The sequence below is a fragment of the Haemophilus aegyptius genome, assembly GCF_900475885.1.
GTDB lineage: Bacteria > Pseudomonadota > Gammaproteobacteria > Enterobacterales > Pasteurellaceae > Haemophilus > Haemophilus influenzae.
In genome coordinates, this window is record NZ_LS483429.1 from 1,681,472 (window position 1) to 1,696,239 (window position 14,768).

Consider the following 14,768-nt stretch of genomic DNA (forward strand, 5'->3'; position numbering starts at 1 on the left):
TTTAGTTCAAGGACTGAGTTCTGTAATTCACAGGGCTGAGTCCTTTTAGTTTCCCCTGAATGCGCTCATGGTTGTAATAATGAATATATTCATGGATCGTTTTTTCCAGTTGTTCGAACGTCTCAAATCGTTTGCCGTAATAACATTCCGTTTTTAATCGCCCAAAGAAGCTTTCCATCGCACTATTATCTAAACAATTCCCCTTCCTTGACATACTTTGTTGAATGCCATTCTCCCTGAGTATGTTTTGATAACCTATCATCTGATACTGCCAACCTTGGTCGGAATGTAAAATCGGTTTTGCGCCTTCAAGCCTTGCTACAGCTTGTTTCATCATTCGGGTAATTTGCTCAAAGTTCGGGCTTCGCGCTAAATCATAAGCAATAATTTCATTGTTAAATAAATCCTTAATTGGGGATAAATAGAGCTTGCCTTCAGCGCACTTAAATTCGGTAATGTCGGTTGCCCATTTTTCATTAGGCTGTGTTGCCGTAAAATCGCGTTGTAACAGATTATCCGCAATATGCCCGACTTCACCTTGATAAGAACGATATTTTTGTGTCTTGCATTTTCCCTTAAGCCCCAACCATTGCATAATACGTTGCACTTTTTTATGGTTAATTTTAATGGTTTCTCTTAGCTTAAACGTCACTCGGCGATAACCGTAGTTTCCGTGATTATCATGATAAATAGTGGCGATTTCTTGTGAGAGTGCTACATTTTTATCGTTTTTCGTCTTCAAGTGATAGAAGAAAACACTGCGTGCCAAGCCGATTAAATCTAATAAAATGGGCAGCGGAAAATGAATGCGTAATGCCTTTACGATAGCGGCTTTTTCTGCATTTTTTGTTGGTTGAGCTCTTGCAACTTTTTTAGGATTGCGTTCTCCGCACGTAGTCGGAGATTTTCCAATTCTAGTTCTTCCTCTCGTGTTTTCGGTTTAGGCGGCATTTTAGGGTATTGGAGTTTCATGGTTGGGCGACCTTTAGGTTTGGGGATTAAGCCGTTTATACCTTGTTTTTCAAAGGCTTTCAACCATTGGCTAACAACACCTGCATTGGCAATACCAAAATGTAAGCAAGCGGCTTCTGCAGAAAATTTCCCATTTTTAACCGCTTGTATCACGTTAAGTTTAAATTCAGGTGAGTAATTTCGCTTCTTACCCAGCACCGCTAGCCCATTGATTCCACTATGATTAAATTGGTTAATCCAACGTTCTAATGTTGTTTCGGCAAGTTGAAAATGCCTGCGGGTAAGTGAACTATTTTTACCATTTTGAAGATAAAATTCGATGACTTGTTGCTTGAAAAGAAAATTGTATTTGGTCATAAAAAATCTACACCTTAGTGAGTTGGTTGTTTAGTCCAACTTTTGGGGTGCAGATCAATTGCAGCCTTTTTTGTTTCGTTCTAAAAGCAAAAACCTGTAAAATGCCTAGCGAATTTTAATAAGAGAAAACATAATGAGATTAGATAAATTTATTGCTGAAAATACGGGATTAACTCGTTCTCAAGCAACAAAAGCGATCCGCCAAAGTGCGGTAAAAATTAATGGTGAAATTGTCAAAAGTGGTGCGGTTCAAATTTCACAAGAAGATAAAATCTATTTTGAAGATGAATTATTAACTTGGGTAGAAGAAGGCCAGTATTTTATGTTGCATAAACCACAAGGCTGTGTTTGTTCTAATGATGACGGCGACTATCCAACAATTTATCAATTTTTTGATTACCCTTTAGCTGGAAAATTACATAGCGCGGGTCGCTTAGATGTGGATACGACAGGTCTCGTATTGCTTACCGATGATGGACAATGGTCACATCGCATCACTTCCCCAAAGCATCATTGTGAAAAAACCTATTTGGTGACATTAGCTGATCCCGTAGAAGAAAATTATGCAGCGGCTTGTTCGGAAGGTATTTTATTACGCGGAGAAAAAGAGCCCACTAAACCAGCAAAATTAGAAATTTTAGATGACTACAATGTAAATCTGACCATTTCTGAAGGTCGCTATCATCAAGTAAAACGTATGTTTGCCGCACTTGGGAATAAAGTCGTTGGATTACATCGCTGGAAAATTGGTGATGTAGTGTTGGATGAATCCTTAGAAGAAGGCGAATACCGCCCATTAACTCAAAGTGAAATTGAAAAGTTAGTAAAATAATATGAATCAACAAAAATCGACTTTCATCTTTATTCTTACCCTCGGTATTCTCTCTATGCTACCGCCCTTTGGCGTGGATATGTATTTGCCGTCTTTTTTAGAAATTGCGAAAGATCTCGGCGTGAGTCCAGAACAAGTACAACACACGCTCACCTCTTTTGCTTATGGCATGGCGTTTGGTCAGCTTTTTTGGGGGCCTTTTGGTGATAGTTTCGGACGAAAACCGATCATTTTACTCGGTGTTATTGTGGGCGCATTAACAGCTTTAGTGCTTACCGAAATAAATTCAGTTGGAAATTTTACCGCACTTCGTTTTGTGCAAGGTTTCTTTGGTGCCGCACCTGTTGTACTTTCTGGCGCATTATTGCGTGATTTATTTAGTAAAGATCAGCTATCCAAAGTGATGTCCACCATCACGTTAGTATTTATGCTTGCACCTTTAGTTGCACCAATCATTGGTGGTTACATCGTTAAATTTTTCCATTGGCATGCGATTTTTTACATTATTTCGCTCGTGGGATTATTAGCCGCTGCATTGGTCTTTTTCATCATTCCAGAAACCCATAAAAAAGAAAATCGCATTCCGCTGCGCTTAAATATTATGGCTCGCAATTTCCTTCTGCTTTGGAAGCAAAAAGAAGTGCTTGGCTACATGTTTGCCGCCTCTTTTAGCTTTGGCGGGTTGTTTGCTTTTGTGACGGCAGGATCAATTGTATATATCGGCATTTATGGCGTTCCCGTCGATCAGTTCGGTTATTTCTTTATGATGAATATCGTTACGATGATCTTTGCCTCCTTTTTGAATAGCCGATTTGCTACTAAAGTGGGCGCAGAAACAATGTTACGGATAGCCCTCGCAATTCAATTCCTTTCTGGAATGTGGCTAATTTTGACCGCACTTTTAGATCTTGGTTTTTGGCCAATGGCAATTGGCGTCGCCTTTTTCGTCGGTCCAAACCCAGTGATTTCATCAAATGCAATGGCATCAGCTTTAGAAAAATGTCCTCAAATGGCAGGAACAGCAAATTCTTTGATTGGTAGCGTACGTTTTGCAGTGGGTGCAATTATGGGAAGTTTAGTCGCGTCAATGAAAATGGATACTGCCGCACCAATGCTCTTTACTATGGGGGCATGTGTCGTGATTTCCGTGTTGGCGTATTACTTTCTAACCAGCCGAAATCTTAAAAGCCGTGGGTAAATTCCCCACGGTGCAATGATTGTTTTCTTTATTAAACAAAAACCATCCATAACGGCAAGCAAACAGCAATAAATAATAGGATAAATAAACTAGTGGTAGATAATGTCCACTTTTGGAAACTATGCAGAATCAGAATAGCCGCAATCACAAAATGGCAAACAAAATAAATGATGTAGGCAAAAACACTCTCAGAATTAACCGCACTTTCCATACCATTTAAAAGTAAAAATAAAAACATTGCCAAAGCATTTAGAGCAAGCAATATAATCATGGCTAAGGGCAACAATGCTATAAAACCTTGTAAACGATTTCGTGCAATAACAAGCGCAAGATTTGCTAAAATCACGCCAGATAAAATTGATGCAAAAGGGTTATATTCAGCAAAATTACTCGCAGGAAGCACGGTAAAAATCATTAAATAACTCAAGCAACCTAAACCCGCAATTAATGCAGCCATCAATAAAAAGCTGTTACGAATTTTTTCAGTTTTGGGTTGTTTCCAAATAAAATACACGACAGAAAGACCACATACGCTCATCACGTTAGTAAGCGTGTGATTATTTTGTAATAGGCTTATCAGCAACCACACTGCCCAATAAATAGCAAAAGTCATATTCACTTTGATTAAACGACCACGCTGCCCCGGGCAAATTTCGCCACGATAAAACACCAATAACGAAATTAACTGTGCAACCAACACGCCTACACCTAAATGAGGCATTGTTTGCTTTTCAGATTGCAAAGAAAAAATAAATAGATCGATGCCAAGCACCATTGAGATCGATAATACCGCAAGCAATGCTGCGATATATTTAGAAGATTGTTCTGACATAATTTTGACGTCTGAAAAAATAATGCGCCATTATGCTAAAAATTCATTAAATTTTAAAGTAGAATGAAACCAATTTTAACCGCACTTAGGTACATGAATGTTACTTAGTATTTTATATATCATCGGTATCACCGCTGAAGGAATGACAGGCGCACTTGCGGCAGGTCGTGAGAAAATGGATATTTTTGGCGTGATCATTATCGCATCTGTCACTGCCATTGGTGGCGGTTCTGTGCGTGATGTACTGCTTGGGCATTACCCTCTCGGCTGGGTTAAGCACCCAGAATATTTTTTAATGGTGGCAAGTGCGGCGGTAATTACCGTATATGTTGCACCATTTATCAATCATTTTATGCGCTACTTTCGCACTATTTTCTTGGTGCTTGATGCGATGGGCTTAGTGGTGTATTCCATTATTGGCGCACAAATTGCAATGGATATGGGACATAGCCTCACTATTGTTTGTATTGCAGGTTGTATTACTGGTGCCTTTGGCGGGGTTCTACGCGATATGCTATGCAATCGAATTCCTCTCGTATTCCAAAAAGAACTCTATGCCAGCATTGCGCTATTTGCCACGCTGACTTATTACGCATTAAGCACACTTCAAGTAGAACATACGCTTGCCGTGTTACTCACACTTATTAGCAGCTTTACTTTACGCCTTTTAGCTATTCATTTCGAATGGGGGTTGCCGGTGTTTAATTACCAAGAACTCACATCGGAAGAACAAGATAAGCTGCCAAATAAAAAGAAATAAATACAATAAAGGGAATAACTATGTTAGAACAAATGGGTAAACAAGCCAAAGATGCAGCATTTATCTTGGCTCAACTCACCACTGCTGAAAAAAATTGTGCATTATCCATTATTGCAGAACAACTCGAACAACAAGCACCGCTTATCTTAGCCGAAAACGCAAAAGATATTGAACTTGCCAAACAAAATGGATTATCGGATGCCTTGATTGATCGCCTACTGCTCACACAAGAACGTTTACAAGGCATTGCTAATGATGTACGCCACGTTATTTCTCTAGCAGATCCCGTGGGGAAAATCATAGACGGCGGTACATTGGATAGCGGACTTAAAATCGAACGCGTACGCACTCCGCTCGGCGTCATTGGTACAATTTATGAAGCTCGCCCAAATGTGACCATTGATGTGGCAAGTCTTTGCCTTAAAACCGGTAATGCAGTGATTTTACGCGGCGGTAAAGAAACACAATTTTCTAACAAGATTTTAATCGAAGTTGTGCAAAATGCTTTAGAGCAAGCAGGCTTACCAAAATTTGCGGTGCAAGCCATTACCGATCCAAACCGTGAACTCGTTATGCAATTATTAAAACTGGATCGCTATGTGGATATGATTATTCCTCGTGGTGGTTCGGGTTTACATGAATTGTGTAAACAACATTCGACTATTCCTGTTATTGTGGGTGGTGTGGGTGTTTGTCATACTTTCGTTGAAGAAAGTGCGGATCAAAATAAAGCGGTTTTTGTTATTGATAACGCCAAAACCCAACGTCCAAGCACCTGTAACACATTGGAAACATTGTTAGTTCAACATTCTATTGCTGAAGAATTTTTACCAAAACTCGTCTCTCACCTTTCCGCTAAAAACGTAAAATATCATGCAAAATCCACCGCACTTAATATATTGAAACAAGCAGGTGCGAATGTCTGCGAAGTGACAGAAAAAGAATTGCGCGAAGAATGGGGATCATTGGATTTGAATGTCGTTGTTGTGGAAGATATTCATGCCGCTATTGAGCATATTCGCCAATATGGTACGCAACATTCTGAAAGTATTTTAACTTCCTCACAAAGCCTAGCCCGTCAATTTATCAATCAAGTTGATGCGGCAGCCGTTTATGTGAATGCAAGCACACGCTTTACTGATGGCGGACAATTTGGATTAGGCGCAGAAGTTGCAGTGAGCACCCAAAAACTTCACGCTCGTGGCCCAATGGGATTAGAAGCATTAACCAGTTATAAATGGGTTTGTGAAGGCGAATATACTGTCCGCAAATAAAACCTAAAGTGCGGTAATTTTTAGAAGAGATTATTTGCATATAAAAAGTCCGCGAAATGCGGACTTTTTCACTATCTTTATTTGTCAGATTTACCTAAGTTATCAAAGAATTTTTTCACACCGTCCAAAAATCCTGAAGATTTTGGTGCATGTTTACTTAAATCTTTACCTTGTAAACTTTCCTCAAGTTTGTGGAGTAATTCTTTTTGCTCGCTGGTTAAATTAACGGGTGTTTCGACCACAATACGGCAAATTAAATCGCCCGCATAGCCACTACGTGTAGAAGCGACACCTTTGCCTCGCATACGGAATAATTTTCCCGTTTGCGTTTCAGCTGGGATTTTAAGTTTCACTCTGCCATCTAAAGTTGGCACTTCAATTTCCCCACCTAATGCTGCAATTGCAAAGCTGATTGGTACTTCACAGTAAAGATTAGAGCCATCACGTTCAAAAATATGATGTTCTCTCACGTGAATCACAACATATAAATCTCCCGCTGGTGCGCCATTTTCGCCTGCTGCGCCTTTTCCAGCTAAGCGAAGTTGGTTGCCCGTATCTACGCCTGCAGGAATTTTTACTGAAAGATTTTCTTTCTTATGAACTCGTCCTTCTCCATGACAGCTGCGACAAGGTTTTTCAATTTTCTTACCGCTACCATGACAAGTTGGACAAATACTTTCAGATACAAAGAAACCTTGCTGACGGCGAATTCGACCAGAGCCGTGGCAATGCGGACAAGTTTCCACTTTAGAACCTTTTTCTGCCCCAGAGCCACCACAGCTATCACAATGTGCAAGAGTATTGATTTGAATATCTTTGGTTGTACCTTTTACGGCTTCTTCTAGGCTAATTTCTAAGTCATAACGTAAGTCTTCGCCACAAACAACGCGCTGGCGACCACGTCCACCACCGCCGAAAATATCGCCAAAAATATCACCGAACATATCACCAAAATCAGCACCGCCAAAGCCGCCACCGAAGCCACCAGTGCCACCACCTTGTTCAAAGGCTGCGTGACCATATTGATCGTAGGCTGCGCGTTTTTGATCGTCGCCTAATACTTCATAAGCTTCATTAATTTCTTTGAATTTTTCTTCAGCTTCTTTACTGCCTTGGTTTTTATCGGGGTGATGTTTAGACGCTAAACGTTTATACGCACGTTTGATGTCGTCCTCACTCGCCCCTTTTTGTAGGCCAAGGACTTCGTAGTAATCTTTTTTTGCCATAGTAATTTTGTAATTTGTTGCTGAAAATAAATACACCAAAAGGGCGTGTTTCCACGCCCTTTGTTTATGCTAAGAAGAGCGGTGAATTATTTATTATCTTTCACTTCTTCAAATTCAGCATCTACCACGCCATCATCTTTTGCTGATGATTGTTGTGGTTGCTCGCCACCAGCTTGTTGAGCTTTTGCTTGCACTGCTTGCATTAATGGTTCAGAGGCTTTAATTACCGCTTCAATTTTTGCTTCAATTTCAGCTTTATCTTCGCCTTTTGCTGCTGTTTCAAGCTCAGCGACTGCAGCTTCAATTTTCTCTTTGTCTGCGACACTCAATGCATCGCCAGCTTCTGCAATTTGTTTACGTGTTGCGTGAGCAATACCATCTGCTTGGTTACGAGCTTGAACAATTTCTTCAAATTTACGGTCTGCATCAGCATTTGCTTCTGCATCACGCACCATTTGTTGAATTTCTTCATCAGATAAACCAGATGATGCTTGAATACGAATTTGTTGCTCTTTACCCGTATTTTTATCTTTTGCTGATACGTTGATTACGCCGTTTGCATCGATATCAAATGTTACTTCGATTTGTGGCATACCACGCGGTGCAGGATTAATACCTTCTAGGTTGAATTGACCTAAAGATTTATTGTCTGCCGCACGTTTACGTTCGCCTTGAAGAACATGAATAGTTACCGCACTTTGGTTATCTTCTGCTGTTGAGAATACTTGCGATTTTTTAGTTGGAATCGTGGTATTTTTCTCAATTAAAGTGGTCATCACACCGCCCATGGTTTCGATACCTAAAGATAATGGAGTTACGTCTAATAAAAGAACATCTTTCACATCGCCTTTTAATACACCACCTTGAACTGCCGCACCAATTGCCACCGCTTCATCAGGGTTCACATCTTTACGTGCTTCTTTACCAAAGAATTCAGCAACTTTTTGTTGTACAAGTGGCATACGAGTTTGGCCACCCACAAGAATAATATCGTGGATTTCGCTTACACCTTTATCTGCATCTTTTAATACCGCTTTCAAAGACTCAATTGAGCTTGCCACTAAATCTTCTACTAATGCTTCTAATTTTGCACGAGTGATATTTAATGCTAAGTGTTTAGGGCCTGTCGCATCTGCCGTGATGTAAGGTAAGTTTACTTCGGTAGATTGCGCTGATGACAGTTCAATTTTTGCTTTCTCTGCAGCTTCTTTCACACGTTGTAATGCCATTGCATCATTACGTAAATCGATATTTTGTTCTTTTTTGAACTCATCAATAATGTAATCAATTACACGGTTATCGAAGTCTTCACCACCTAAGTGAGTGTTACCACCGGTTGCCAATACTTCGAAAGTTTGTTCACCATCAAAGTTATCAATTTCGATGATTGAAATATCAAATGTACCACCACCTAAGTCGTAAACAGCGATCACTTGGTTCTCTTTGCTTGAACCTAAACCAAACGCTAACGCAGCCGCTGTTGGTTCATTAATGATACGTTTTACATCTAAGCCTGCAATTTTACCTGCATCAATCGTTGCTTGACGTTGTGCATCATTAAAGTATGCAGGCACAGTAATTACTGCTTCAGTTACCGCTTCACCCAAGAAATCTTCTGCAGTTTTTTTCATTTTTTTCAATACTTCTGCTGAAATTTGCGGTGGGGCTAATTTGTCGCCTTTCACGTTTACCCACGCATCACCATTGTCAGCACGAGTAATTTCGAAAGGCATAATTTTAATATCGCGTTGAACTTCTTCACTTTCAAAACGACGACCAATTAAACGTTTAATCGCAAACAATGTATTTTTCGGGTTAGTGATTGCTTGGCGTTTTGCTGGCTGACCTACTAAGGTTTCATTATCTGTATATGCAATGATTGACGGAGTAGTACGTGCCCCTTCTGCATTTTCAATAACGCGAGCTTTATCGCCGTCCATTACAGCTACACAAGAGTTTGTTGTACCTAAGTCAATACCAATAATTTTTCCCATTTTGTACTCCTAGTAAAAATTTTAAAATTCGGGGTAGGGCTTTTGGACCTATTTATTACGAATTGTAAGATGTGGATATTCTTTCGCATTTCAAGAGAAAATTTTAAAAATTTTTTATTTCTTAAAGTGCGGTAATTTCCGTTCTTGCTTTCAAGATAAGTCTCAAATGATGAACTTCAAGGGGAAAACAAAAATTTTCAGGCAAAAAAAAGGGATTTGTGATAAATTTGGCGAAAACTTTTACTTTAAAATAGGAAAGAAATAAATGAAAAAATCAAAAATTGCTGCAGGCGTAGTCGTTGCCCTTGCTGCCGTTTGGTGTACAGGTGCATGGTTTACAGGGAAAAAAGCTGAGGAAGAATATTTACATCAACTAAAACAGTTAAATCAACTATTTGCCAAAACCGATGCATTAGAAGAAAGTAAAATTTTTTATAAAAATATAAAATTTGACAGAGGATTATTTGCGTCTCATATTCAAGATCAAATAGAAATCCACAAGGCAAATGAGACGATCATTATTCCTTTATCATCAACACTTTATCACGGGCCTTTGCCGCTTGATCGTGTGGCGAAACTGAATTTCGTTCCAACCATTTTCTCAAGCCAAACCTTGTTAGAAAAAAATGCAACAACTCAGGCATTCTTTGATATCACAGAATCAGAGAAACCGTTACAACTGAATTTCGCAATGAATTATTCATTAAGCGGTAATGCGGAATTAAAACTTGCATCGGGGCAATATCACAATGAGCAATCTAAGACAGATTTTGATTGGTCAAATGTCGTATTAAATATTGATTTAAACCAAAATACACCAAATAACTATGTGCTATCTGTCGATACATTTAATTCAAATACCCCTAATCATGCAGTTTCAACCGCTTCATCAATTAAAATAAAAGATCTTGTCGTACAAGGCTCGTTGCAAAGCACAAAATGGCCATTTATTTATAGTGGAAATATAAATAGTAAAATAGGCTATTTTGAGCAAAATACCGAATCTGCAGAGACTGGAGAAAAACTCTCTCTTATTCAGAAAAACAGCCAAGCAAATTTAACTACACAAGTTGAGGGTGATACAGTAAATATCATCAATAAAACAAATCTGGATGAATTACATATTAACGGTAACAACTTAGGTAAAGTGACCAACAATGTAGAATTCAACCATATTGATGGCAACGCATTACAAGAACTTTTAAATATTTTAGTTGCAATAGGCAAAGCCGACTCAGATACGCCTTTATCTAAAGCATTGGTGCAAAAATTACAACAAGCAGGCATGACCATTGCGAATAATCAGCCTCAAATTAAATTTGCCCCTCTTTCTATTTCTGATGAAAAAGGCAAAGTGACATTGGATCTGAATATTGCTTTGGTGCCAAATCCTAAATTCGATTTAATGCGCAGCGGCTTATACAAACAATTCAAAGATTTTTCAATCAATTTTGATGTGAATAAAGAAACCGCAATTTCATTGTTATCTAAATTTGTACCAGAAAATCAAAAACAAGATTTAGTTTACAGAATAGACGAATTAATTGCTGGAGGCGAAGCAAATGGCATTATCGTAAACACGGACAAAACCGTAACATTAAGGCTTGCTTTAGAGAATAACGAATTGAAACTAAACGGCAAGCTAATCCCAGAAGAACAACTAAAAATGATCCTCTTTATGCTTGTAATGGGGGGATTTGGGAGATAACTGAAACAGTGCGGTAAATTTTGTTCGCGTTTTTCAGTATCGTAGGGTGGGCTTCAGCCCACCGTTTTTATTCATTTTTTATGGTTAATTGGTGGGCTAAAGCCCACCCTACAACTATAAAGTGCGGTAAATTTTCGTTGCAGTTTAAGCTAACCGCTCTTTTAAATACCCCTCATAATCCGGCACGTCAATTTCAACATCTTGTTCAAATAAAACTGAAGTTAAAAGAAAATCTGCAGAGCTTTGATTAATGGCGACAGGGATATTCCACACTGTTGCAATACGCATAAGGGCTTTCACATCAGGATCATGTGGTGCAGCATTCATTGGATCCCAAAAGAAGATCATCATGTCGATTTTCTTTTCTGCGATTAATCCACCAAGTTGTTGATCGCCGCCCATTGGACCACTTAATAAAGATTGAATGCTTAAACCTGTTTCTCGTTCTAAAATATGCCCTGTTGTACCTGTTGCATAAAGTATATGAGGAGCTAGAGCATCTTTGTGTTTTTGCGTCCAATTCAGTAAATTTTTTTTACAACTATCGTGAGCCACAAGTGCAATACGTTTGTGTTGAGTGAGGGTTCGAGTTGTTGTCTGCATTGCTGAGTCCTTTTTGAAAAAAATCTGAAAAAACTTTAAAACAAAGCCCGATGGAATGCAATATTTGACTGGTTATTTTAGCGAACAAAAAAACACAAAAAAATTACCGCACTTTCAAATAATTATTTATGGCAAAGCTGATTTGATATGATGATTTGATGAAAATTCACTATCTTTATCTCAAAAAATCTTCTAAAATTTACAAGATTTGTTAAATGTTTGTGAAAAGCAAATATTGCCGTATTCGTGTTTAGCCTTGTCTAAACTAATATTCACTCAAAACAGATTAAGGAAAACCTATGTCTGAGATTTTAAAAAATGACGTTGATCCAATCGAAACACAAGATTGGTTGCAATCATTAGATTCATTAATTCGTGAAGAGGGCGTTGAGCGTGCTCAATATATTGTTGAGCAAGTTATTGGTCAAGCACGTACAAGTGGTGTTTCATTGCCAACAGGAGTTACCACTGATTACGTGAATACTATTCCTGTGGCTGAGCAACCTGCTTATCCAGGTGATCACGCCATCGAACGTCGTATTCGTTCAGCAGTACGTTGGAATGCGATCGCGATGGTTTTACGCAGTCAGAAGAAAGATCTTGATTTAGGTGGGCATATTTCCACTTTCCAATCTGCAGCAACAATGTATGAAGTTTGCTACAACCACTTTTTTAAAGCCGCAACAGAGAAAAACGGTGGCGACTTAATTTTCTTCCAAGGCCATGCAGCACCAGGTATGTATGCGCGTGCTTTCTTAGAAGGTCGTTTAACTGAAGAACAAATGGATAACTTCCGTCAAGAAGCCTTTACCGACGGTTTATCTTCATATCCACACCCTAAATTAATGCCTGAATTTTGGCAATTTTCTACGGTTTCTATGGGTTTAGGCCCTGTGAATGCCATCTACCAAGCGCGTTTCTTAAAATATCTCGATAACCGTGGTTTAAAAGATACCAAAGATCAAAAAGTTTATGCGTTCTTAGGCGATGGCGAGATGGATGAAATTGAGTCTAAAGGGGCATTAACTTTTGCGGCTCGTGAGAAGTTAGATAACTTAATCTTCACTATCAGCTGTAACTTACAACGTTTAGATGGTCCTGTGAATGGTAATGGTAAGATCGTTCAAGAGTTAGAAGGGCTATTTACTGGTGCTGGCTGGGAAGTGATTAAAGTTTTATGGGGCAGCAATTGGGATAAATTATTCGCGAAAGATACTTCAGGTAAATTAACTCAGTTAATGATGGAAGTGGTTGATGGAGATTATTTAACCTTTAAATCTAAAGATGGTGCATATATTCGTGAACACTTCTTCGGTCGTTATCCAGAAACTGCTGCATTAGTTGCTGATATGACCGATGATGAAATCTGGGCATTACGCCGTGGTGCACACGATAGCGAAAAATTATATGCAGCCTATGCAAAAGCACAAAATGCAACGAAACCAGTTGTGATTTTAGCGCATCAAGTTAAAGGTTATAAAATTCCTGAAGCGGAAAGCAAAAATACCGCTCACCAATCTAAAAAAATGTCTTACGAAAGCCTTAAAGGTTTCCGTGACTTCTTTGAATTACCATTAACCGATGAACAAGTAGAAAAATTAGAATACATTAAATTTGCTGAAGGCACACCTGAGTATGAATACTTACATGGTCACCGTAAAGCATTAAACGGTCATGTTCCTGCTCGTCGTACTAAATTTGATGTTGAATATAAAGTTCCTGCATTAGAAGAGTTTAAAGCATTATTAGAAGAACAACCTCGTGGTATTTCAACCACTATGGCGTTTACTCGTGCATTAAACATCTTATTAAAAGATAAAAACATCGGTAAAACTATCGTTCCAATGATTGCGGATGAAGCGCGTACTTTCGGTATGGAAGGTTTATTCCGTCAAGTTGGTATTTATAACCCACATGGTCAAAACTATGTACCTTCAGACCGTGATTTAGTGGCTTACTATCGTGAAGCAAAAGATGGTCAAGTGCTACAAGAAGGTATCAATGAATTAGGTGCAACCGCATCTTGGTTAGCAGCAGCGAACTCGTACTCTGTCAATAACCAACCGATGATTCCATTCTTCATCTATTACTCAATGTTTGGTTTCCAACGTGTGGGCGATATGATGTGGGCTGCAGGCGACCAATTAGCTCGTGGCTTTATGGTAGGGGGTACTTCTGGTCGTACAACCTTAAATGGAGAAGGCTTACAACACGAAGACGGTCACAGCCATATCCAAGCGGGTATCATTCCTAACTGTATCACTTACGATCCATCATTTGCATTTGAAGTTGCTGTTATTATGCAAGACGGCATCAACCGTATGTACGGCGAAAAACAAGAAGATGTATTCTATTATATGACTACATTAAATGAAGTGATGGATCAACCTGCAATGCCTGCTGGTGCGGAAGAAGGTATCCGTAAAGGTTTATATAAATTTGAAACAGTGGAAGGTAAAAAAGGCAAAGGTCACGTTCAGTTATTAGGTTCTGGTGCGATTATGCGTCACGTTCGCGAAGCGGCACAAATTCTTGCAAATGACTACGGTGTGACTTCAGATGTATTTTCTGCGCCTTCATTCAATGAATTAGCACGCGAAGGTCATGATGCAGCACGTTGGAACTTATTACACCCAACAGAGACACAACGCGTACCATACGTTGCTCAAGTATTAGCTGATTTACCAACCGTTGCTTCAACTGACTATGTTAAAGCATACGCAGATCAAATCCGTGCATTTGTACCAAGTAAGCACTATCATGTATTAGGTACAGACGGTTTCGGTCGTTCAGATAGCCGTGCAAACTTACGTGAACACTTCGAAGTTGATGCACGTTATGTTGTGGTTGCTGCACTTTCTCAATTAGCGAAAGAAGGTACAGTATCTAACCAAGTGGTTGCAGATGCGATTGCGAAATTCGGTTTGAATGTAGATCGTATCAATCCGCTTTACACGTAATTGATGAAAACTGCGGTCAAAAAACATTGTGTTTTATGACCGCACTTTAAAA

The 14,768-nt window shown here is 39.1% G+C and carries 11 protein-coding genes; 6 read left to right on the forward strand and 5 right to left on the reverse strand.

Features of this window, described 5'->3' with window-relative positions; genetic code table 11:
- Nucleotide 1: 1 nt before the first annotated feature.
- Nucleotides 2-1,329, reverse strand: a protein-coding gene (locus tag DQN49_RS08765) for an IS3 family transposase (RefSeq protein WP_111723549.1) whose coding sequence is annotated in 2 segments (ribosomal slippage) — nucleotides 2-876 and nucleotides 876-1,329 — 1,329 coding nt in all. Because the reading frame shifts where the segments join, the coding sequence is not laid out codon by codon here.
- Nucleotides 1,330-1,462: 133 nt separating this feature from the next.
- Between DQN49_RS08765 and rsuA the strand changes: the two genes are divergently transcribed.
- Both rsuA and DQN49_RS08775 read left to right on the forward strand, forming a co-directional pair.
- Nucleotides 1,463-2,161, forward strand: coding sequence for a 16S rRNA pseudouridine(516) synthase RsuA (rsuA, locus tag DQN49_RS08770; protein ID WP_006995871.1), 699 nt, complete (start codon nucleotides 1,463-1,465; stop codon nucleotides 2,159-2,161).
- A 1-nt stretch (nucleotide 2,162) separates the two neighbouring features.
- Nucleotides 2,163-3,359: a Bcr/CflA family multidrug efflux MFS transporter gene (locus DQN49_RS08775; RefSeq protein WP_006995870.1), complete on the forward strand. Its 1,197-nt coding sequence runs from the start codon at nucleotides 2,163-2,165 to the stop codon at nucleotides 3,357-3,359.
- 31 nt (nucleotides 3,360-3,390) lie between these two features.
- Here DQN49_RS08775 and DQN49_RS08780 read toward each other — a convergent pair whose 3' ends face one another.
- Nucleotides 3,391-4,191 (reverse strand): hypothetical protein, encoded by an 801-nt coding sequence (locus DQN49_RS08780; RefSeq protein ID WP_006995869.1) that lies wholly within the window; start codon nucleotides 4,189-4,191, stop codon nucleotides 3,391-3,393.
- 97 nt (nucleotides 4,192-4,288) lie between these two features.
- On the opposite strand from DQN49_RS08780, the gene DQN49_RS08785 reads away from it, so the two are divergent.
- Together DQN49_RS08785 and proA are read left to right on the forward strand one after the other, a co-directional pair.
- Nucleotides 4,289-4,951, forward strand: a complete 663-nt coding sequence (locus DQN49_RS08785) for a trimeric intracellular cation channel family protein (protein WP_005652973.1) — start codon at nucleotides 4,289-4,291, stop codon at nucleotides 4,949-4,951.
- A gap of 20 nt (nucleotides 4,952-4,971) precedes the next feature.
- The gene (proA, locus tag DQN49_RS08790; protein ID WP_006995868.1) at nucleotides 4,972-6,225 is read left to right on the forward strand and encodes a glutamate-5-semialdehyde dehydrogenase; all 1,254 of its coding nucleotides are present in this window, start codon (nucleotides 4,972-4,974) and stop codon (nucleotides 6,223-6,225) included.
- 77 nt (nucleotides 6,226-6,302) lie between these two features.
- Here proA and dnaJ read toward each other — a convergent pair whose 3' ends face one another.
- Nucleotides 6,303-7,451: a molecular chaperone DnaJ gene (gene dnaJ / locus DQN49_RS08795; RefSeq protein WP_032826309.1), complete on the reverse strand. Its 1,149-nt coding sequence runs from the start codon at nucleotides 7,449-7,451 to the stop codon at nucleotides 6,303-6,305.
- 86 nt (nucleotides 7,452-7,537) lie between these two features.
- Nucleotides 7,538-9,445 carry a molecular chaperone DnaK gene (gene dnaK, locus DQN49_RS08800; protein WP_006995866.1) on the reverse strand — a complete coding sequence of 636 codons (1,908 nt, stop codon included), beginning with the start codon at nucleotides 9,443-9,445 and terminating at the stop codon, nucleotides 7,538-7,540.
- Between the two features lie 265 nt (nucleotides 9,446-9,710).
- On the opposite strand from dnaK, the gene DQN49_RS08805 reads away from it, so the two are divergent.
- Entirely contained in the window at nucleotides 9,711-11,153 is a 1,443-nt protein-coding gene (locus DQN49_RS08805; RefSeq protein WP_006995865.1) for a YdgA family protein, read from the forward strand.
- A gap of 144 nt (nucleotides 11,154-11,297) precedes the next feature.
- Here the strand turns inward: DQN49_RS08805 and mgsA are convergent, their stop codons facing one another.
- A complete protein-coding gene (gene mgsA, locus DQN49_RS08810) occupies nucleotides 11,298-11,756 on the reverse strand; it encodes a methylglyoxal synthase (RefSeq protein WP_006995864.1) in 459 nt (152 codons plus the stop codon).
- Between the two features lie 299 nt (nucleotides 11,757-12,055).
- Here mgsA and aceE point away from each other — a divergent pair, with 299 nt between their 5' ends.
- Complete coding sequence (aceE, locus tag DQN49_RS08815) at nucleotides 12,056-14,716, forward strand: pyruvate dehydrogenase (acetyl-transferring), homodimeric type (protein ID WP_006995863.1); 2,661 nt, start codon at nucleotides 12,056-12,058, stop codon at nucleotides 14,714-14,716.
- Nucleotides 14,717-14,768: the final 52 nt, after the last annotated feature.